This is a genomic window from Kitasatospora sp. NPDC058243, assembly GCF_042882025.1.
Lineage (GTDB): Bacteria > Actinomycetota > Actinomycetes > Streptomycetales > Streptomycetaceae > Kitasatospora.
In genome coordinates this window covers 89960-110444 of sequence record NZ_JBHVWW010000009.1, presented here as the reverse complement: position 1 = coordinate 110444, position 20485 = coordinate 89960, and the positions used below count along the sequence as shown (strand labels likewise).

20 protein-coding genes and 1 riboswitch are annotated in these 20485 nt (G+C 71.5%); of the genes, 10 read left to right on the top strand and 10 right to left on the bottom strand.

The features are described from left to right. Positions 1–142: 142 nt before the first annotated feature. Both ACFVX9_RS09360 and ACFVX9_RS09355 read right to left on the bottom strand, forming a co-directional pair. A complete protein-coding gene (locus ACFVX9_RS09360; RefSeq protein ID WP_387981126.1) occupies positions 143–850 on the bottom strand; it encodes a hypothetical protein in 708 nt (235 codons plus the stop codon). Positions 851–963: 113 nt separating this feature from the next. Then, positions 964–1173 (bottom strand): hypothetical protein, encoded by a 210-nt coding sequence (locus ACFVX9_RS09355; protein WP_363377787.1) that lies wholly within the window; start codon positions 1171–1173, stop codon positions 964–966. A 280-nt stretch (positions 1174–1453) separates the two neighbouring features. On the opposite strand from ACFVX9_RS09355, the gene ACFVX9_RS09350 reads away from it, so the two are divergent. Beyond that, a complete protein-coding gene (locus tag ACFVX9_RS09350) occupies positions 1454–2431 on the top strand; it encodes a carbohydrate kinase family protein (RefSeq protein ID WP_063347293.1) in 978 nt (325 codons plus the stop codon). Here ACFVX9_RS09350 and ACFVX9_RS09345 read toward each other — a convergent pair. After that, on the bottom strand, positions 2424–3824 hold the full coding sequence (locus ACFVX9_RS09345) for an aminotransferase class V-fold PLP-dependent enzyme (protein WP_363377783.1): 1401 nt from the start codon (positions 3822–3824) through the stop codon (positions 2424–2426). The two genes, ACFVX9_RS09350 and ACFVX9_RS09345, sit on opposite strands and share 8 nt — an antisense overlap. A gap of 368 nt (positions 3825–4192) precedes the next feature. On the opposite strand from ACFVX9_RS09345, the gene coxB reads away from it, so the two are divergent. The 4 genes from coxB to ACFVX9_RS09325 all read left to right on the top strand — a co-directional run bounded on the left by coxB (position 4193) and on the right by ACFVX9_RS09325 (position 8677). After that, entirely contained in the window at positions 4193–5047 is an 855-nt protein-coding gene (gene coxB, locus ACFVX9_RS09340) for a cytochrome c oxidase subunit II (RefSeq protein WP_063347292.1), read from the top strand. Then, positions 5044–6819, top strand: a complete 1776-nt coding sequence (gene ctaD, locus ACFVX9_RS09335; RefSeq protein WP_387981125.1) for a cytochrome c oxidase subunit I — start codon at positions 5044–5046, stop codon at positions 6817–6819. The genes coxB and ctaD overlap by 4 nt, the downstream gene beginning before the upstream one ends. After that, on the top strand, positions 6819–7235 hold the full coding sequence (locus ACFVX9_RS09330) for a cytochrome c oxidase subunit 4 (protein ID WP_063347290.1): 417 nt from the start codon (positions 6819–6821) through the stop codon (positions 7233–7235). Before ctaD ends, ACFVX9_RS09330 begins: the two co-directional genes overlap by 1 nt. Positions 7236–7414: 179 nt before the next feature. Next, entirely contained in the window at positions 7415–8677 is a 1263-nt protein-coding gene (locus ACFVX9_RS09325; protein ID WP_387981124.1) for an Ig-like domain-containing protein, read from the top strand. 19 nt (positions 8678–8696) lie between these two features. Here the strand turns inward: ACFVX9_RS09325 and ACFVX9_RS09320 are convergent, their stop codons facing one another. From ACFVX9_RS09320 to ACFVX9_RS09300, 5 genes are all read right to left on the bottom strand, one after another. Continuing rightward, positions 8697–9068, bottom strand: coding sequence for a GntR family transcriptional regulator (locus tag ACFVX9_RS09320; RefSeq protein WP_063347288.1), 372 nt, complete (start codon positions 9066–9068; stop codon positions 8697–8699). Positions 9069–9174: 106 nt separating this feature from the next. Continuing rightward, positions 9175–10827, bottom strand: a complete 1653-nt coding sequence (locus tag ACFVX9_RS09315; protein WP_387981123.1) for a cytochrome bc complex cytochrome b subunit — start codon at positions 10825–10827, stop codon at positions 9175–9177. After that, positions 10824–11876, bottom strand: a complete 1053-nt coding sequence (locus ACFVX9_RS09310; protein WP_063347286.1) for a ubiquinol-cytochrome c reductase iron-sulfur subunit — start codon at positions 11874–11876, stop codon at positions 10824–10826. Before ACFVX9_RS09310 ends, ACFVX9_RS09315 begins: the two co-directional genes overlap by 4 nt. Positions 11877–11884: 8 nt before the next feature. Continuing rightward, positions 11885–12694: a c-type cytochrome gene (locus tag ACFVX9_RS09305; RefSeq protein WP_063347285.1), complete on the bottom strand. Its 810-nt coding sequence runs from the start codon at positions 12692–12694 to the stop codon at positions 11885–11887. A 188-nt stretch (positions 12695–12882) separates the two neighbouring features. Next, positions 12883–13503 (bottom strand): heme-copper oxidase subunit III, encoded by a 621-nt coding sequence (locus tag ACFVX9_RS09300; RefSeq protein ID WP_063347284.1) that lies wholly within the window; start codon positions 13501–13503, stop codon positions 12883–12885. Between the two features lie 395 nt (positions 13504–13898). Between ACFVX9_RS09300 and ACFVX9_RS09295 the strand changes: the two genes are divergently transcribed. The 3 genes from ACFVX9_RS09295 to ACFVX9_RS09285 all read left to right on the top strand — a co-directional run bounded on the left by ACFVX9_RS09295 (position 13899) and on the right by ACFVX9_RS09285 (position 17232). Then, positions 13899–14324 (top strand): hypothetical protein, encoded by a 426-nt coding sequence (locus ACFVX9_RS09295; protein ID WP_063347283.1) that lies wholly within the window; start codon positions 13899–13901, stop codon positions 14322–14324. Positions 14325–14444: 120 nt separating this feature from the next. Then, positions 14445–15521: an anthranilate phosphoribosyltransferase gene (gene trpD, locus ACFVX9_RS09290; protein ID WP_380482019.1), complete on the top strand. Its 1077-nt coding sequence runs from the start codon at positions 14445–14447 to the stop codon at positions 15519–15521. 107 nt (positions 15522–15628) lie between these two features. Then, a riboswitch (SAM riboswitch) is annotated at positions 15629–15746 on the top strand. Positions 15747–15798: 52 nt separating this feature from the next. Beyond that, entirely contained in the window at positions 15799–17232 is a 1434-nt protein-coding gene (locus tag ACFVX9_RS09285) for an aminotransferase class V-fold PLP-dependent enzyme (protein WP_380424975.1), read from the top strand. Between the two features lie 27 nt (positions 17233–17259). On the opposite strand, the gene ACFVX9_RS09280 is transcribed toward ACFVX9_RS09285, so the two are convergent. Further along, a complete protein-coding gene (locus ACFVX9_RS09280) occupies positions 17260–17541 on the bottom strand; it encodes an Lrp/AsnC ligand binding domain-containing protein (RefSeq protein WP_063347281.1) in 282 nt (93 codons plus the stop codon). A 41-nt stretch (positions 17542–17582) separates the two neighbouring features. Beyond that, positions 17583–18365, bottom strand: a complete 783-nt coding sequence (locus ACFVX9_RS09275; protein WP_387981122.1) for a rhomboid family intramembrane serine protease — start codon at positions 18363–18365, stop codon at positions 17583–17585. Between the two features lie 201 nt (positions 18366–18566). Here ACFVX9_RS09275 and ACFVX9_RS09270 point away from each other — a divergent pair, with 201 nt between their 5' ends. Next, positions 18567–18830, top strand: coding sequence for a hypothetical protein (locus ACFVX9_RS09270; RefSeq protein ID WP_063347279.1), 264 nt, complete (start codon positions 18567–18569; stop codon positions 18828–18830). A 270-nt stretch (positions 18831–19100) separates the two neighbouring features. Beyond that, on the top strand, positions 19101–20462 hold the full coding sequence (locus ACFVX9_RS09265) for an NYN domain-containing protein (protein WP_380424980.1): 1362 nt from the start codon (positions 19101–19103) through the stop codon (positions 20460–20462). The last annotated feature ends 23 nt before the right edge of the window (positions 20463–20485 follow it).

Below are 20485 nucleotides of genomic sequence, written 5' to 3'. Positions count from 1 at the left end.
CTGCTGATCCTATCGTCAGATCCGAAACAAACACCCCCCCCTCACACCGGCGAACCCACCGGCGACGAAGCCACCCCAGGCCCCCCCCCCCGCCCCCGCCTCCGCGTTCCACACCGTTGTCGCGGCTACTGGGTCGTCGCGGCTACTGGCCGGCGACGTCCGGAGTGACCGGGTCCGGCCCCATGTGCGGATCGGCCTCCAGCGGCACGTTCTGGCCGCTCGACTGGTCGGTCACCGTCCGCCCGGCCAGCGGCGAGCGCAGATCGGCGGTCACCGACTGCCGCTTGGCCAGCGCGTTGCAGACCTGCCCGGGCTGCACCGGCGCCGCCACCACGATCCTGACGTCCACCCGGCCGGGGTGCGACTCGTCCGCCTTCAGCGCGTACTTCTGGCAGACCCCGCCGAAGAAGTAGACGGTGAGCCCGTTGCTGCCGTCCACCCGGTAGGAGACCGCCGGGCGCGCCCCCGACCCGGCCGGGTCGGGCTCGCCCACCGCGATCCCGGGGCCCGGGGGAGTGCCCCCGGAGCCGGCCGTCGACGGCTGCCCGGGGGCGGGCGAGGCCGGGGTGGGGGCCCACTTGGTCGGCGGCGTCTGGCCGGGCTGGTCCGACGTGGCCGACGGGCTCGCCGCCGGAGCCGTCGGAGCCGGCGCGGACGGGGCGCCGGAGGACGCCGGGGCCTCCGGGGAGGCGCTCGCGCCCGCCGAGGTCGTGGCCGCGCCGCCCGCCGCCGCGTCCGAGGAGGTCTTGCCGTCCCCGTTGCACCCGGCCACCGTCACCACCGCCGCCAGCGCCAGGCCCGCCAGGGCCACCGCCCGCCGACCGCGCCGGGGCATCGTCTCCAGGTCCATCTGCACATCCTCCCGAGGGCTCAGCGGTGCCGCCCGCTCGGCCGCTCCGCGCGGATGTGACGTGACCCGGTCGGATCCGGTTCCACCCGCCCCGGGCCGGGGCGGGCGCCGGGTCACATGCCGTACTCGGCCATCCCGGCGACCAGCCGCTGCGCGTCGGACGGCACCCGGAACCCCTCCCGGGCGGGCGCGGCCGGCTCGGGACCGGTCGCCAGCAGCGGCCAGAACCGGCGCAGCCGCCGGGACGAACTCACCAGCGCGTCGAGGCTCTCGCCGTCGGCTTCGGTCCGGAGGGCGGACAGCGGGGCGTGGCTGGGCATCATCGGGCATCGCTCCGATCCATGGCCGTGGCCGCACTGCCACGGTCGACGACGGGGCCCGCCCGGCTCGGCGGGGCCCCTGCTGCCGACCCTAGGCCGGGGTTCGGCCCACCCACCAGTGCTACCCGGAGGTAGTACACGTTCGACGGTGACGGGTGCCACGATGGCACTGCGGGCCGGCGGATTGCGGCGGTCTTGCTGCCGCCCGCCCCGAGCCCGGTACCGTGTGTGGGTTCACCCGTGCTTGCCCGTTGGCCCCGCAGCCATCCTGAGGAGACCTCCCGTGCGTATCGCCGTCGCCGGCTCGATCGCCACCGACCACCTGATGACGTTCCCCGGTCGGTTCGCCGACCAGCTCGTCGCCGAGCAGCTGCACACCGTGTCGCTGTCCTTCCTGGTCGACACCCTGGACATCCGCCGCGGCGGAGTCGCGCCGAACATCGCGTTCGGCATGGGCGTGCTCGGGCTCCGCCCGATCCTGGTCGGCGCGGCCGGCGCGGACTTCGCCGAGTACCGCAGCTGGCTGGAGCGCAACAACGTGGACTGCAACTCCGTCCACATCTCCGAGACCCGGCACACCGCCCGCTTCATGTGCACCACGGACGAGGACCACAACCAGATCGCCTCGTTCTACACCGGTGCCATGGCGGAGGCCCGCAACATCGAGCTCAAGCCGATCGCCGACCGCGTCGGCGGCCTCGACCTCGTCCTGATCGGTGCCGACGACCCGCAGGGCATGGTCCGCCACACCCAGGAGTGCCGCACCCGGGGCTTCGCCTTCGCCGCCGACCCCTCCCAGCAGCTGGCCCGCCTGGACGGCGACGACATCCGCGACATCGTCGACGGCGCCGCGTACCTCTTCACCAACGAGTACGAGGCCGCACTGATCGAGAGCAAGACCGGCTGGGACGCCGAGGAGATCCTCACCCGGGTCGGCACCCGGATCACCACCCTGGGCAGCAAGGGCGTGCGGATCGAGCGCAAGGGCGAGGCGGCGATCCTGGTCGGCTGCGCCGCCGAGGAGGCGAAGGTCGACCCGACCGGCGTCGGCGACGCCTTCCGGGCCGGCTTCCTGACCGGCCTGTCCTGGCAGCTCGACCTGGAGCGCGCCGCCCAGCTCGGCTGCATGCTCGCCACCCTGGTGATCGAGACCGTCGGCACCCAGGAGTACGAGCTGCGCCCGACCGCCTTCCTGAAGCGCTTCGAGGACGCCTACGGCGCCGAGGCCGCCGCGGACGTCCGCGCGCACCTGGTCAAGTAGTCCGCCGGACGACGAGGTAGGCCGAGCCCCGGTCGCCGCCGTAGTCGGCGGCCGGGGCCTCGCCCGCGTACTCCTGACCGCGCATCCCGCACCAGGCCGGGATGTCCAGCCGGGCCGCCTCGTCGTCCGCGAGCACGGCGACCGTGCCGCCCTCCGGCACCTCGCCGATCCGCTTCGCCAGCTCGATCACCGGCAGCGGGCAGCGCTTGCCCAGCGCGTCGATCACCAGCAGGGGCCCGGCCGCCGGCTCCGGCTCCGGGGCCGGCAGGTCCAGCCCGAGCGGCGCCCGGACGCCCGCGACCAGCTCCGGCAGCACGGTGAGGAAGCGTTCGACGTCGGCCTCGGCCGTCCCGGGCGGCAGCGAGACCCGGACGTTCCCCTCGGTGAGCACCCCCATCGCGGCCAGCACATGGCTCGGCGTCAGGGTGGAGGAGGTGCAGGAGGAGCCGGAGGAGACCGCGAAGCCCGCCCGGTCCAGTTCGGTGAGCAGCACCTCGCCGTCCACGTACAGGCAGGAGAAGGTGACGATGTGCGGCAGCCGCCGCACCGGGTCGCCGACCACCTCCACCTCGGGCACCAGCTGCGGCACCCGGGCCCGGATGCGCTCCACCAGCGCGTGGAGCCGGGCGTTCTCCCGCGCGGCCTCGGCCCGGACGGCCCGCAGCGAGGCGGCCGCGGCGACGATCGCCGGGACGTTGACGTAGCCGGGCACCCGCCCGCCCTCGCGTTCGTCGGCCGGCAGCGGCGAGGCGTACCGGACGCCCTTGCGCACCGCCAGCACCCCGACGCCGGGCGGCCCGCCCCACTTGTGCGCGCTGGCGGTCAGCAGCGACCAGCCGGCCGGGACGTCCATCCGCCCGACGCTCTGCGCCGCGTCGACCAGCAGCGGGACACCGGCCTCGCGGCAGTGTCCGGCGACCTCGCCGACCGGCTGGACCGTCCCCACCTCGTGGTTGGCGCTCTGCAGGACGGCCAGCGCGGTGTCCGCGCGCAGCAGCGCGGCGAACACGTCCGGGTCGACCCGGCCGGCGCGGTCCACCGGCACCACCGAGACGGTGCCCCCGCCCGCCTCCTGACGCTCGGCGACGTGCAGCACGCTGGAGTGCTCGACCGCCGAGTGCACCAGGTGGCCGCCGCGCCGCCGGTGGCCGGCCAGCGCGCCCAGCATGCCGAGTTGCACCGCCTGCGTCCCGCTCGCGGTGAAGGAGATCTCGTCCGCCCGGGCGCCCAGGGCCTCGGCCACCGTCTCGCGGGCGGCGTCCAACAGCATCCGGGCCTGCCGGCCGGAGCGGTACAGCCGGGCCGGATCGGCCCAGCCCTCGTCCAGGGCGGCGGTCAGCGCCTGCCGTGCGACGGGGTGCAGAGGAGCCGTCGAGGCCGCATCGAAGTACACGGTCACATTTAACGACACACCCGGAGCCGTTCCGGTCCGACGACATCGCTTACCGGCCGTCAGTCGATCACCCCGAATGTCCGCTTCGTCCGCGTCCGACGGACCGTCACCCGCGTAGTTCGAGGTCATCCCCCGATCGGGCGTAAGGACCTCGAATGCCTACGATGACCTGCGACGCAGCCCCTGCCGGGCCTGATCGGGCGACCGGGCGGCGCGTTACCGGGGGCTGCCCGTCAGGAGCGCATAAGGCTGGAGTAGGGTTTGGCCCGCATAAGCATTCAAACCGTGCCCGTGGACGGGTCGCCGGGGAGGCTCACAATCCTCCGCGGGGCGACGCGAAGGCGGGCGAGACTTCGGGAAGGCGCTACGTGAGTCCCAACGGCTCCGACCGCTCGCCGCGGCGCACGATGCGGCGGAAGCTGCCTCAGGCGCTGGCACTGGGCCTCGTCATCGCGACCGCCACCGGCTGCTCGGCCAACGACCTCCCCAGGCTTGGCCTCCCGAGCCCCGTCACCAAGGAAGGGCCGATGGTCCTCCAGATGTGGCAGGGCTCCTGGATCGCGGCGCTGGTGGTCGGCGTACTGATGTGGGGTCTGATCATCTGGAGCGTGATCTTCCACCGGCGCAGCCGCACCGGCGTGGAGGTCCCCCCGCAGACCCGGTACAACGTGCCCATCGAGGCGCTCTACACCGCGGTCCCCATCATCATCGTGTCGGTGCTCTTCTACTTCGTCGCCCGCGACGAGTCGAAGCTGATCGCCGTCTCCGAGAAGCCGCAGCACACGGTCAACGTGGTCGGCTTCCAGTGGAGCTGGGCGTTCAACTACGAGAACACCGAGAACCCCGACCCGGCCAACAAGGACGCCGCGTACGACGTCGGTACGCCCAGGGACGTTCCGACTCTCTGGCTGCCGGTCAACGAGTCGGTGCAGTTCCGGCTGACCTCGCGTGACGTCATCCACGACTTCTGGCCCGTCAACTTCATGATGAAGATGGACGTCGTGCCGGGCGTGGTGAACAGGTTCGAGGTCACCCCCACCGTCAAGGGCGAGTACATGGGCAAGTGCGCGGAGCTCTGTGGCGTCGACCACTCGCGCATGCTGTTCAACGTCAAGGTCGTCGACCGCGCCGACTACGACAAGCACCTGGCGGACCTCCGGGCCAAGGGCCAGACCGGCGCGTTGCCCTCCGGCATCACGACCATGGGAAGTGAAGAGAAGTGACCATCCTCAACGAGCCCGCCGCGGCCGGCGGGGGCGCCGGGGCCGTCACGGTCGGGGCGCAGCGGACCCGCAAGCCGGGTTCGACCATCATCAAGTGGCTGACCACCACCGACCACAAGACGATCGGCACCCTGTACCTGGGCACGTCGTTCGCCTTCTTCCTGATCGGCGGCATCCTCGCGCTGGTCATGCGCGCCGAGCTGGCTCGTCCCGGGACCCAGATCCTGTCGAACGAGCAGTTCAACCAGGCGTTCACGATGCACGGCACGATCATGCTGCTGATGTTCGCGACGCCGCTGTTCGCCGGCTTCGCGAACTGGATCATGCCGCTCCAGATCGGCGCCCCGGACGTGGCGTTCCCGCGTCTGAACATGTTCGCGTACTGGCTGTACCTCTTCGGCTCGACCATCGCGGTGGCGGGCTTCCTGACCCCGAACGGCGCGGCCAACTTCGGCTGGTTCGCCTACTCCCCGCTGTCGGACGCGGTCCGTTCGCCGGGCGTCGGCGCCGACATGTGGATCATGGGCCTGGCCTTCTCCGGCTTCGGCACGATCCTCGGTGCGGTCAACTTCATCACCACGATCATCTGCATGCGCGCCCCCGGCATGACGATGTTCCGGATGTCGATCTTCGTCTGGAACGTCCTGCTGACCGCCGTGCTGGTCCTGCTGGCCTTCCCGGTCCTGGCCGCCGCGCTGTTCGCCCTGGAGGCGGACCGTAAATTCGGGGCCCACGTATTCGATCCCGCCAACGGCGGGGCGATGCTGTGGCAACACCTGTTCTGGTTCTTCGGCCACCCCGAGGTGTACATCATCGCGCTGCCGTTCTTCGGCATCGTGTCGGAGATCATCCCGGTCTTCAGCCGCAAGCCGATGTTCGGCTACTCCGGCCTGATCGCGGCCACCATCGCGATCGCCGGTCTGTCGGTGACGGTGTGGGCGCACCACATGTACGTCACCGGGCAGGTGCTGCTGCCGTTCTTCTCCTTCATGACCTTCCTGATCGCGGTCCCGACCGGTGTGAAGTTCTTCAACTGGGTCGGCACCATGTGGAAGGGCTCGCTGAGCTTCGAGACGCCGATGCTCTGGACGGTCGGCTTCCTGGTCACCTTCCTCTTCGGTGGTCTGACCGGTGTGCTGCTGGCCTCCCCGCCGATCGACTTCCACGTCTCGGACTCGTACTTCGTCGTCGCCCACTTCCACTACGTGGTCTTCGGCACCGTCGTCTTCGCGATGTTCGCCGGCTTCCACTTCTGGTGGCCGAAGATGACCGGCAAGATGCTGGACGAGCGCCTCGGCAAGATCACCTTCTGGACGCTGTTCTTCGGCTTCCACACCACCTTCCTGGTCCAGCACTGGCTCGGCGCGGAGGGCATGCCCCGCCGCTACGCCGACTACCTGGCCTCGGACGGCTTCACCACGCTGAACACCGTCTCGACCATCGGCTCGTTCGTGCTCGGCGCCTCGATGCTGCCGTTCCTCTACAACGTGTGGAAGACGGCCAAGTACGGCGAGAAGGTCGAGGTCGACGACCCGTGGGGCTACGGCCGCTCGCTGGAGTGGGCGACCTCCTGCCCGCCGCCGCGGCACAACTTCCTCACCCTGCCCCGGATCCGCTCCGAATCCCCGGCCTTCGACCTCCACCACCCGGAGATCGCCGCGCTGGACTACCTGGAGAACCACGGTGAGCCGGCCAAGCACCTCGCCGGCGTGACCCCGGCGAAGTACGACGCCCCGAAGCTGGACAAGGGCAAGAAGGAGGGCGACGCCTGATGAAGGAACAGGGAAAGATCTTCCTCGGGCTGGCGGTCTTCGTCCTCGCGATGGCCGTCACCTACGGCCTGTGGACCAACCACTCGGAGCACGGGATCGAGGCGGCCGGCACCACGGCGCTGTTCCTCGCCTTCGCGCTCTGCGCCTTCATCGGGTACTACCTCGCCTTCACCGCCCGCCGGGTGGACAGCGGCGCGGGTGACAACCCCGAGGCCGAGGTGGCGGACGACGCCGGCGAGCTGGGCTTCTTCGCCCCGCACAGCTGGCAGCCGCTCTCCCTGGCGATCGGCGGCTCGCTGGCGTTCCTCGGAGTGATCTTCGGCTGGTGGCTGCTGTTCTGGTCGATCCCGATCATCCTGATCGGCCTCTTCGGCTGGGTCTTCGAGTTCTACCGGGGCGAGAACCAGAACCAGTAGGTTCCCGGGTTCCGCCGACGACGACAGGGCCGGTCCTCCCGCACGGGGAGGACCGGCCCCGTTGCGTCTCCAGGGTGACGAACTCACTCACCCGGGTGAACGCGGGGGCGCTCCGATGTCGCTTCGGCGGGCCTCGTTCCTACGATCTGAGCAATCGTGCGGACCCTCGGAGGCGTTTCATGGCCGACAGGCGCGGAATCGCAGGTATCGGCGGCATCTCGCTGACCCTCGCAGTACTGGCCCCGCTGGCCGCCTGCTCGTCCGGCGGCGGCGAGGCGGTCGGCCCCCACCGGATCGACGCGGCCGTGCTCGTCCATCTCTCGGCCGAGGGCGAGGGCAAGGTCGACCCCTCCAAACCGGTCACGGTGACGTCCGTGCCCGGCAGCCGGCTCACCGACGTCACCGTGACCGGCCCGGACGGCCGGGTGGTGGCCGGTCAGCTCGCCGAGGACCAGCGCAGCTGGCAGACCACCGGCCGGCTGAAGGCCGACACCGACTACTCGGTGCGGATCGCCGCCGACGACGGCAAGGGCGGCCGCGGCGACACCACGGCGGACTTCAGCACCCTCGCCGCCCAGCGCCTGCTCACCGCCAAGCTGGGCCCGGACTCCTCCGGCAGCGGCATCTACGGCGTCGGCCAGCCGCTCACCGTGCAGCTCTCCGAGGCGGTGCAGGACCCGCAGGCCCGCCAGGAGGTCGAGCGCGTCCTGACCGTCAGCTCCCAGCCCGCCGTCACCGGCGCCTGGTACTGGGTGGGCGACAAGGAACTGCACTTCCGCCCGCAGGAGTACTGGCCGGCCGGCACCACCGTCTCGCTGGCCTTCGACGGCACCGGCGTCCGGATCGCGGACGGCCTCTACGGCGGCGACCGCAGCACGCTGGGCCTGCGGATCGGCGCACGGGTCGAGACGGTGGTCGACGCGGCCGCCCACCTGCTCACCCTCAGCCGTGACGGCGAGCTGCTCCGGAGCATCCCGGTGACCACCGGCAAGCCCGGATTCGACACCCGCAACGGCGTCAAGGTGGTGCTCGGCCAGGAGCGGTCCGTCCGGATGAACGGCGAGACGATCGGGATAAAGGCCGGGAGCTCGGAGTTCTACGACCTCAACGTGGAGTGGGCCACCCGGGTCACCTGGAGCGGCGAGTACGTCCACGCGGCGCCCTGGTCGGTCCGCTCGCAGGGCCTGGAGAACGTCAGCCACGGCTGTACCGGCATGAGCACCGAGAACGCCAAGTGGTACTTCCAGAACACCAGGGTGGGGGACCTGGTGACGGTGGTGAACAGCCGCGGCGCCACCATGGAGCCCTTCGGCAACGGCTTCGGGGACTGGAACATCTCCTGGACGGACTGGATCAAGCACAGCGCCCTCGGACAGCCCGTCAGCACCACCGTGCCGTCCTCCCAGGCCCACGCCTCGGGGATGATCCGCCCGGAGGCCTGAGGGCCCCTGGAGCGCCTCCTCAGGCCTCCTGGTAGGCCAGCCGCAGGGCGGCGTCGACGGCGGCCAGCGCGTCCGCCCGCGGGAGCCCGAGCCGGGTCGCCCGCTCGGCGTACTCGGCGGCGGCCGCGGCGGCCAGCCGGTGCGCGGTGTCGCCGGTGGCCGCGATCAGCGTGCCGCGCCGGCCGTGGGTCTCCACCACGCCGTCCGCCTCCAGTTCCCGGTACGCCCGGGCGACCGTCCCGGCGGCCAGCCCCAGCTCCTCGGCCAGGGCCCGGACGGTGGGCAGCCGCAGCCCGGTAGGCAGTTCGCCGGAACGGGCCCGCTCGGCGATCTGGGCCCGGATCTGCTCGTACGGGGGAGTGGCGGCGGCGGGGTCGACGGACAGCTGCACGGGAGCTCCTGGAGGGTGCGGACGGGGGACGGGAAAGCCCGAGGGCCGCCGACCAGAAGAACTCTGGTCAGCGGCCCTCGGGTGTGACGCTGCGGGGCGTACGGGATCAGTGGTGGCCGTGGCCGCTGGTGATCTCGTGGTGCTCCTCGGAGGTCGGCTTGGGGATCTGGGCGCCGCCGCCGTAGAAGCCGCGGGACAGCTTGGCCCGGGTGCGGCCGATCAGGCCGGCCTTGCTGGCCACGCCGTTCTCGTCCGTCTGGGCCGGCAGCTCGACCGGCTGGACCTGCTCGTGCGCGGTGAGCTTGTACAGGTCCTTCTGCGGCAGCTGGGCGTGCACCTCGACGAACTCGCCGTGCGGCAGGCGCTTGATGACGCCCGTCTCGCGGCCGTGCAGCACCTTCTCCTTGTCCCGGCGCTGGAGGCCGAGGCACCAGCGCTTGGTGATGATGAAGGTGATGACCGGCACCGCGAAGAAGCCGACGCGGACGAAGTAGGTGATCGAGTTGATCGACAGGTGCAGGTGGGTGGCGAACAGGTCGTTGCCGCCACCGACCAGCAGCACCAGGTACAGGCTGATCCAGGCGGCGCCGAGCGCGGTGCGGACGGGCGCGTTGCGCGGGCGGTCCAGGATGTGGTGCTCGCGCTTGTCGCCGGTGATCCAGCCCTCGATGAACGGGTAGACCGCGATCGAGACCAGGACCAGCGGGAAGATCATCAGCGGGATGAAGACACCCAGGTTCAGGGTGTGGCCCCACAGGCCGACCTCCCAGCCCGGCATGACGCGGATCAGGCCTTCGGAGAAGCCCATGTACCAGTCGGGCTGGGCGTCCGTGGACACCTGGTCCGGGCGGTACGGGCCGTACGCCCAGATCGGGTTGATCGTGGCGATCGCCGAGATGGCGGCGATCAGACCGAACACCAGGAAGAAGAAGCCACCGGCCTTGGCCATGTAGACCGGCATCAGCGGCATGCCGACGACGTTCTTCTCGGTCTTGCCCGGGCCCGCCCACTGGGTGTGCTTGTGGTAGAAGACCAGGATCAGGTGCGCCACCAGCAGGCCGAGCATGATGCCCGGGATCAGCAGCACGTGGATCGTGAAGAAGCGCGGCACGATGTCGTGGCCGGGGAACTCGCCCCCGAACAGGAACATCTGGATGTAGGTGCCGACCAGCGGGACGGCGAGGATCGCGCCTTCCATGAACCGGATACCGGTACCCGACAGCAGGTCGTCCGGCAGCGAGTAGCCGAAGAAGCCGTCGAACATGCCCAGGATCAGCAGCAGGAAGCCGAAGACCCAGTTGATCTCACGCGGCTTGCGGAACGCGCCGGTGAAGAACACGCGCATCATGTGCACGAGCATCGCGGCCACGAAGACCAGGGCGGCCCAGTGGTGGATCTGCCGGATCAGCAGACCGCCGCGGACCTCGAAGCTGATGTCCACCGTCGAGGCGTACGCCTCGGACATCCCGATGCCCTTGAGCGGCACGTACGAGCCGTTGTAGACGACCTCGGCCATCGACGGCTTGAAGAACAGCGTCAGGTAGACACCGGTCAGGATGATGATGACGAACGTGTAGAGGCAGATCTCGCCCAGCATGAAGGACCAGTGGTCCGGGAAGATCTTGCGCAGGTTGGCCTTGGCGAGGGAGTAGATCCCCACCCGGCCGTCCGTCCAGTCAGCAGCGGCCTCCCACTTGTTGGCGGGCTTGGCGCGCGTGCTGGCGGGCTTGGCGGCACCGGTGGTGCTGCTCGTACTCATCGAGCACGCTCCCAGTAGCTCGGGCCGACGGGCTCGTCGAAGTCGCCGGTGGCGACCAGGTAGCCCTTCTCGTCAGTGATGATCTTCAGCTGCGGCAGCGGGTGGCCGGCCGGGCCGAAGATCACGCGCGCGCCGTCCGCCAGGTCGAAGGTCGACTGGTGGCAGGGGCAGAGCGCGTGGTGGGTCTGCTGCTCGTACAGGCTGATCGGGCAGCCGACGTGGGTGCAGATCTTGGAGTAGGCGAGGATGCCCTCGAAGCCCTTCTCCCGCGACCGGTCGTCCTTGATGTCGTCCGGTGCGATGCGCACCAGCATCAGGGCGTCCTTGGCGATCGCCTGCTGGAAGTCCTCGTCGTGGACGTGCAGACCCTCGGGCATGGCGAAGGTCAGCGAGCCGATGACGATGTCCTCGGCCTTCATCGGCAGGTTGGTGTTCATGTTGATGAGCTGCAGGGGCTGGGCCGGGGTCGCCTCGTTCCAGCCCGTCTCCTTCAGCTTCTTCTCGGGCAGCGGCCCGAGGTCGCGGAGCAGGACCACGCCGGAGAGCGGGACCAGCGCCATGGAGCCGATGAGGGTGTTGCGGATCATCTTGCGGCGGCCGAAGCCGGACTCGGCGGCACCGGTCTTGAACTGCTCGATGACGTCCGCGCGGACCTCGTCGTCAGCCTCGATCGGGTGGCGCTCGGCCGGCAGCTCGACGTCCGACATCAGCGTGCGGGCCCAGTGGACCGCACCCGCGCCGATCATGAACAGCGCGACGCCCAGGGTCATGCCGAGCGCGAAGTTCAGCGCGCTGACGTGACCGAGCGGGAAGATGTAGACGATCTTGTCCGGGTCGATGGCCACGTACGAGGCGATGAAGCCGATGGTGGCGAGCATCGAGACCACGAACATCAGCGAGACCTGGCGCTCGGCCCGCTGGGCGGCCCGCTCGTCGATGTCGGTGCGGCGGGGCTCGTGGGCCGGAAGGCCCGGGTCGGCGAACGGGTCGCCGTGTGCGGCGACGTCACCGGCGGAGCCGTGTGACTCCGGCAGCTTCTCTTCTGACATGTCGTGGCTCATGACTTCTTGGCCTTGGTGGTGTGGGCGGCGACCCAGATCGCGACCGCGATGAGCGTGCCGAGACCGAAGATCCAGCCGAACAGACCCTCGGTCACCGGACCGAGGCTGCCGAGCGTGAGACCACCGGGGTTGGGCTCATCGGAGGTGGTGTGGCGGACGAAGGCCACGATCTGCTTCTTCTGCTCCTCGGGCATGGTGGTGTCCGGGAACGACGGCATGTTCTGCGGGCCGGTCTGCATGGCCTCGTAGATGTGCTTGGCGTCCACGCCCTCCAGCGACGGGGCGTACTTGCCCTTGGTCAGGGCACCGCCCTGGCCGGCGAAGTTGTGGCACTGGGCGCAGTTGGTGCGGAACAGCTCGCCACCCTTGGAGATGTCGTCCGGGTTGGTCGAGGTGTACTGCTCCGGGGTCGGCGTCACCGGGCCGGGGCCGAGCGAAGCGACGAAGGCGGCGAGCTGGTCGATCTCCGCCTGCGAGTAGATGTTCTTCTTGCGCGGCACCTGGGCGCCGGGCTGCTGGGCCGGCATGCGGCCGGTACCGACCTGGAAGTCGACAGAGGCGGAGCCGACGCCGACCAGGCTCGGACCGTCGCTGCTGCCCTGGCCGTTCAGGCCGTGGCACGAGGAGCAGCCCACGGCGAAGAGCTTCTTGCCCTCATCGATCGCGAGCGACTGCGCGGCGACGTCGGCCTGCGCCTTGTCGGCGGGCGCGAACGCGGCGTACAGCCCCCCGGTTGCCGCCAGGGCGAGAAGTAGGACGACCAGCGCCGCCAATGGGTGGCGCCGTCGTGCGGAGAGCTTTTTCACGGAATAACCCCGGTGTCAGGATCTGGTCGACTGGTGGGTGCACCCGGCGGCCGGTCTGGCCGGCACGAGGCTGCCTGTCTAGGGCTGCGCGCGCGGTCGGTCGGTGGGAGCGTCGCCCACCGGCAGAATCGGCCCGACGCCGGTGAGGGCGGGGACCGAAGCCGGTGGCCAGCGACCTGATCAGCTGGTTACTTGATCAGGTAGATGGTCGCGAACAGGCCGATCCACACGACGTCGACGAAGTGCCAGTAGTACGACACGACGATCGCGGCGGTGGCCTGCTCGTGCGTGAAGCGCTTGGCTGCGTACGTCCGTCCCAGGACCAGCAGGAAGGCGATCAGACCACCCGTCACGTGCAGACCGTGGAAGCCGGTGGTCAGGTAGAACACCGTGCCGTACGGGTCGGAGGACAGCGAGAGGCCGTCCTTCTTGACCAGCTCGGTGTACTCGAAGATCTGGCCGCCGATGAAGATCGCGCCCATCACGAAGGTGATGACGAACCACGAGCGGAGCTTCTTCACGTCCCCGCGCTCGGCAGCGAACACGCCGAGCTGGCAGGTCAGCGAGGAGAGCACCAGGATCGTGGTGTTGACCGAGGAGAAGGGCACGTTGAGGGCGTGCGCCTTCTCGGTCCAGAACTCGGCTCCCTTGACGGAGCGGAGCGTGAAGTACATCGCGAAGAGGGCCGCGAAGAACATCAACTCGGAACTGAGCCAGACGATCGTTCCGACGCTGACCATGTTCGGCCGGTTGACCGATCCGTGCGCGTGCCCGGTTTCTACTGCTGTTGCTGTCGCCACGACGGACATTATGTCGGTCCCTTATTCCGTCTTCACGCCGGGGGGTGTCCCTCGGAGTGTCCGGTGCGTGCGGTATGCCCCCCTGAGGGGCGGTGGGGGACCCCAATGGCGGCTGAGCAGCGGCGTGTCCCTTTTCTGACGGTTCCTCGAAGGGGCCCGCGACCCCGTTGCCCAGCGCGTCGTTGCACGCTTGGCGGAGCCTCCGGGGGTAATGCGCGGGCCCCTTATCGGCCGTACGGGTGGTCTGGACGGGTCCGGGTGACGGGCCGTCCTCCGGGCGGGTGAGTCGCGGGCGCGGCGGCTTGAGGAGGAAGGTCCGCGAGGGGGACTCGGCGACGGGTGATCGGGAGTAGCATCCGGATCAGGCGAACGTGGTCCGGATCACACTTGAGGGAGCAGGGCCCATGGCGTACACGACCGACGAGACGCTCACCGTCCTCGTCTACAGCGATGACCGCAACACCCGCGAGCAGGTGCTGACGGCACTCGGCCGCCGGCCCGTCGAGGACCTTCCGGAACTGTCCTACCTGGAGTGCGCGACCACCCCGGCGGTGCTGAAGGCACTGGAGAAGGGCGGCGTGGACCTCTGCATCCTGGACGGCGAGGCGGTGCCGGCCGGCGGGCTCGGGCTCGGCCGCCAGCTCAAGGACGAGATCTACGGCTGCCCGCCGGTGCTGGTGCTGATCGGCCGGCCGCAGGACTCCTGGCTGGCCGCCTGGAGCCGGGCCGACGCCGCGATCTCCCGCCCGGTGGACCCGGTGGCGCTGGCCGGCGCGGTCGCCACCCTGCTGCGGGCACGGCTGGCCAAGCGGGCGCCCGTCAGCCGCTGAGCGGTGCCGTCTCACGACTAGAGAAGACGCCGCCGCGGGAACCCGACTGGTCGATAGGCTGACTCCATCCGTACGGACGTCCCCCCGACGCGGGGAACCCGACAACAGCTGGAGTCAGCCATGGTGAACGTGAACCCTGCGAACGGTGGTACCGCACCCGCGCAGGTGGTCCGCACCTGGCCGGACGTCCTGGCGGCGCTGTTGAAGGGGGAGGACCTCGACCGCTCGGCCACCGCGTGGGCGATGGACCGGATCATGAGCGGCGAGGCGTCCCCCGTCCAGGTGGCCGGGTTCATGGTGGCGCTGCGGGCCAAGGGCGAGACGGTCGACGAGATCACCGGCCTGGTGGACGCGATGTACGCGCACGCCGAGCCGCTGGACATCCCCGGCCCGGCCGTGGACATCGTCGGCACCGGCGGGGACCGGGCCAAGACCGTCAACATCTCCACCATGTCGGCGATCGTCGCGGCCGCGGCCGGCGCCAAGGTGGTCAAGCACGGGAACCGGGCCTCCTCCTCGGCCAGCGGCTCCTCGGACGTGCTGGAGAAGCTCGGCGTCCGCCTCGACCTGTCGGCCCGGCGGGTCGCCGAGATCGCCGAGGAGGTCGGGCTGACCTTCTGCTTCGCGGCCAAGTTCCACCCGTCGATGCGGCACGCCGCCACCGCCCGGCGCGACCTCGGGGTGCCGACCGCGTTCAACATCCTCGGCCCGCTGACCAACCCGGCCAAGGTCACCTCGCACGCGATCGGCTGCTTCGACACCCGGCTCGCCGCACTGATCGCCGGCGTGCTCGCCCGGCGCGGCTCGACCGGCCTGGTCTTCCGGGGCGACGACGGCCTGGACGAGCTGACCATCACCACCACCTCGCAGGTGTGGATCGTGCGGGACGGGACCGTCACCGAGACCACCTTCGACCCGCGGGACGTCGGCGTCGAGCTGGTCGGCATCGAGGCGCTGCGCGGGGCGGACCCCTCGTACAACGCCGAGGTCGCGCGTCGGCTGCTGGCGGGCGAGCGCGGGGCCGTACGGGACGCCGTCCTGATGAACACGGCGGCGGCGCTGGTCGCGCTCGACCTGGGCGAGGCGCCGCTCACCGAACAGCTCGCGGCCGGCATGGCGCGGGCGGAGCAGGCCATCGATTCGGGCGCGGCGCAGGAGCTGCTGCGGCGTTGGTCGGAGGCCACCAGCCGGATGTGAGGCGGTACTTGGGAGCCCGTGCCGCAACGTCGGCGCGGGCTCCTCGGCTGTCCGGATGGTGGATGCCTGTTTGACCACTCGCTGGGCGCGACCTAGAGTCTTGGCCAGGTCATGAGTGACAGCGTCAAGCCCCAGCTTGCTGTCCGGCAACCCTCCGTCCGTGGCGGGGTGCCCTGGGTGAGGACCGGGTCGCTCGGCGAATCGTCCGTGCGGCAAGCGCGGACGCCCGACGACTAGTACTCCCGGGGTCCCACACCCCCAGAAGGAGTGCATCCTCATGTCGATCTCCCACCCGTCGCCCGCCGCCACCCTTGTCTCGACGCGCTCCGCGCGGCAGCCTCGTGTTGAACTCTGCGCCCCCCTCGCCGTCCTCGGCCACGACGTCCAGGTCCCGCTCGCCAGCGGCGAGAAGGTCGGGTACGCGGCCCTCGACTACGCGGCCAGCTCCCCGGCGCTCCAGCGGGTCTGGGACGACGTCTCCGCCTACGCCCCCTACTACGGCAGCGTGCACCGCGGCGCCGGGTACCTCTCCCAGCTGTCCACCGACCTGTTCGAGCAGAGCCGCCGCACCGTCGCCGAGTTCCTCGACCTGCGTGAGGGCGACCAGGTGGTCTTCACACGGGCCACCACCGACTCGCTGAACCTGCTCGCCTCGGCCGTCCCGGCCGGGACCCGGGTGTTCGCCTTCGAGACCGAGCACCACGCCTCGCTGCTGCCCTGGGCGCACGCCGGGCTCGACGTCCACTACCTGCGCGCGCCGCGCTCGCACGCCGAGGCGGTCGCCGCCCTGGACGCCGCGCTCGCCGAGGCGCCCGAGGGCCCCAAGCTGCTCTGCGTCACCGGAGCCTCCAACGTGACCGGCGAGCTGTGGCCGGTCGCCGAGCTGACCGGGACCGCGCACCGGCACGGCGCCCGGGTGGTGCTGGACGCCGCCCAGCTGGCCCCGCACCACCGGGTCTCGGTGCGCGAGCTGGACGTCGACTGGATCGCCTTCTCCGGCCACAAGATCTACGCGCCCTTCGGCGCCGGTGTGCTGGCCGGCCGGGCGGACTGGCTGGACGCGGCCGACCCGTACCTGGCCGGCGGCGGGGCGACCCGGACGGTGGCCCGGGAGACCGACGGCTCGGTGGCCGTCCAGTGGCACTCCGGCCCGGCCCGGCACGAGGCCGGCTCGCCGAACGTCATCGGCGCCTACGCGATCGCCTCGGCCTGCCGGGCGCTGAGCGAGGCGGGCTTCGACGCGCTGGAGGCCCGGGAGCGGCAGCTGATCGCCCGGCTGACCGCCGGGCTGGCGGAGATCCCGCAGGTCAAGGTGCTGAACCTGTTCGGTGCCGAGGCGGCCCGGGTGGGCGTGCTGTCCTTCGTCGTCCAGGGCTGGAACAGCTCGCACTTCTCGGCCGCGCTGTCCGCCGAGTACGGCATCGGGGTCCGCGACGGCCTGTTCTGTGCGCACCCGCTGCTGCGCACCCTGCTCGGGGACGAAGAGGTCTCCCCCTCCGAGTGCGGGGCGCCCGAGCCGTCGCTGCCCGGCGAGCGCAGCCTGAACGCGATCCGGGTGAGCTTCGGGGCCGGGACCCCGGACGAGCACGTCGACCGCTTCCTGACCGCCGTCCGCGAGCTGGTCACGGACGGTGCCGCGTGGAACTACCGCAACGAGGGCGGACGCTGCGTCGCCACCGTGGAGGTCGACCGGGGGCGTCGGCAGGGCTGAGGGGCCCGGTCGGCAGGGCTGAGGGGCCTACTCGTCCAGGCCGAGGGCGAAGGCGGCCTCGAGGTCGTGCTGGGAGTAGGTGCGGAAGGCGATCTGGGTCTCGGTGTGGGCCACGCCCGGGACCTTGTTCAGCCGGCCCGGGATGACCGCGGCCAGATCGTCGTGCCGGCGCACCCGGACCATCGCCACCAGGTCGTAGCCACCGGTAACCGAGTACACCTCGCTGACGCCCTCGATGGCCGCGATGGCCTCGGCGATCTCCGGGATGCGGTCGACACTGGTCTTGATCAGGACGATGGCGGTGATCACTGTTCGGGCTCCTTTGTGGGGTGCCGCCAGCGTATCGGGCGTCAGCCGGGTCGTCTCGGGGGGTGGCTGACCGCCGTGCAGGCGTAGAGGAAGCCCGCCGCGAAGCCGATCACGTGGACCAGATAGGCCACCCCGGGCCCGGCCGAGTGGACCGACCACCACTGCAGGGCGAACCAGAGGCCGAGCACCAGCCAGGCCGGGAAGCGCAGCGGCAGGAACAGCAGCAGCGGGACGAGCGTCGTCACCCGGGCGCGCGGATGGAAGCGCAGGTAGGCGCCGAGGACGGCGGAGATCGCGCCGGAGGCTCCGATCAGCACCCGGGTGGAGCCCGGGGAGTGCGCCTCGGCGAGGGCGAAGCCGTACGTGGCCAGACTGCCGGCGGCCAGGTAGAAGAGGGTGAACCGGGCCCGGCCCAGCCGCTGTTCGACGGTGGGGCCGAAGACGTGGAGGAAGAGCAGGTTGCCCAGCAGGTGCAGCCAGCCCGCGTGCACGAAGAGCCCGGTGAGGACGGACAGCGCCGGGTGCTTGGCCGGGGTGGGCGCGGCCGGGCAGCCCGGGGCCGGGTCGGGGGCCTGGGCCAGCTGCTCGGCGGTCAGCGGGCGGCCGGCCAGCACCTCGGCGGGGATGACGCCCCAGCGCTGCTCGTACCGCTGCTCCGCGCAGAGCCGGGACTGGCCGGTGCCGTACAGCGGATTGAGCCCGGCGGCCGGGCCCAGCAGGAACACCAGGGTGTTGACCGCGATCAGGGCGTAGGTGACCGCCGGGGCGGGCACGGACGGGCGTTCGCCCCGCGCGTCGGTGTGCCCGGGGGCCGTCAGTGCCATGCGGCCAAGCATCCCTCCGTGTCGGGCGTGTGACACGGCCTTGTACGGCAGGTGGACTAGCCCGCTCGTTCTCCTGACTGGTGGCCGGGATGGTTGCCTCAGGCAATAGGCTTGGGGCGGGCAATCCCGCCTCCCGCCGCCGACGCCGGGGCCCCGGGGGGAGCGCCTAGCCCACCCAGGGACCACCCGAGAGGACCCCCGATGACCGTCCCCGCCCTGACCGCCGAGACGCGCTGGCGCTGCACCCTGTGCGGAAACCTCACCCGCTTCGACGTGACCCGCACCGCGCGGGTCACCGAGTTCCTGCACTTCGACCTGGCCGGCGAGTCCAAGGTCGAGGAGACCGAGGTGCTGAGCGAGACGATCGAGTCGGTGCGCTGCCGCTGGTGCAACGCCGTGGACCAGGTCGAGCTGGTGGCCCGTCCGGGTGCCGAGAGCGCGGAGGCCTCCGCCGAGCAGGGTTGACGCCCGACGGCGCGGGGGGCGGGTGCGCGGCGCGCCTGCCCGCCGCGCTGGGACAATACAGACAGGACGCGCGGAGCGTGACGACAGGGCGGCGGCCGCGGGCCGTGACCCCGTAGGACCAGGATCGGAGCCGAGGACGTGGTGGACGCAGCGAGGGAGCCCGCCGAAGCGCAGGGGCTTCAGCCTGCTGCCGCCGCGCAGGCGCAGGCCGCCGACGCGGCCCCGTCCGGGCCCGCGGCCGTCGGCGAGGCGGCGGGTTCCGATGCGTCGGTGGGCTCCGGCGAGGCGGTGGGTTCCGGCGAGGCGGTGGCGGAGCGTGCTGCCGAGAAGCTGGACCGGCCGCTGCCCGAGGGCGTGCGCCGGCGCGTGGTCGGCCTGGCCTCGGACGCGCTCGGCGGGCTGCCGCCCGGCGAGCTCCCGCAGAGCCTGCGCCAGTACGTCAAGTTCACCCCGGCCCGGCGGGCCAAGTACGCGGCCACGGCGCTGGCCGCGGCGCTGGAGTCGGAGCCGGCGTTCCGGGTGCGGATAGCGGAGCGGCTGAGGCTGGGCCAGCCGGACCTGGTGAAGGCGTTGGAGTCGGGCAGCGTCCCGGGCGCCGCCGATCCGATGGACGTCGCGGCCGCCGCCTACCTGGTGCGGTCGGCTGGCTGGAGCCGGCTGGTGGCCGAGGCCGGGGAGGAGGCCGAGCGGGCCGGCGCCGAGGGCGCGGCCGCCGAGGCCACCCGGCTGGTGGAGAAGTTGCAGGCGGAGCTCGCCGAGCTGCGGTCAGCGGCCCGGGCGGACCTGGAGCGGCAGCGTGCGGAGTCCGAGGACGTCCGCCGGGAGGCCGAGTCGCTGCGGAAGAAGGTGCGCTCGCTGGAGAGCGACACCCGCCGGGCGCAGGCCGAGACCAGGCGGCTGACCGCCGAGCTGGAGGCCGCGAGGGCGCAGGCGGCCACCGAGCGCGGCGCCGCGGAGTCCGAGGCGCGGCGGCTGCGGCACCGGGTCGGCGAGCTGGAGACGGCGGCCGAGCAGGGCCGCCGGTCGGCCCGCGAGGGCCGCAGCGTCGAGGACATGCGGCTGCGGCTGCTGCTGGACACGGTGCTGCAGTCGGCGCAGGGGCTCCAGCGGGAGCTGGCGCTGCCGGTCTCCCAGATCCGGCCGGGGGACCTGGTGGAGGCGGTGGTGCCGGGGGCGGCCTCGCCGCACGACGTGGCCCGGCGCGGTCTGGCCGACGACGATCCGGCGCTGCTGGACCAGTTGCTGGCGATCCCGCAGGTGCACCTGGTGGTGGACGGCTACAACGTGACCAAGACGGGCTATCCGACGCTGCCGCTGGAGCAGCAGCGGATCCGGCTGCTGGGCGGGCTGGCGATGCTGGCCCAGCGCACGCAGGCGGAGGTCACCTGCGTGTTCGACGGGCAGGACCTGGACGTTCCGGTGATCATGGCGCCACCGCGGGGGGTGCGGGTGCGGTTCAGCCGGACCGGCGAGACCGCGGACGAGCTGATCCGCCGTCTGGTGCGGGCCGAGCCGCAGGGGCGTCCGGTGGTGGTGGTGTCCACCGACCGGGAGGTCGCGGAGGGCGTGCGGAAGGCGGGCGCGCGCCCCGTGGCCTCCGTTCTGCTGCTGAACCGGCTGGCGCGGCCCTGACGGCTGCCGCGACGGAATGACGC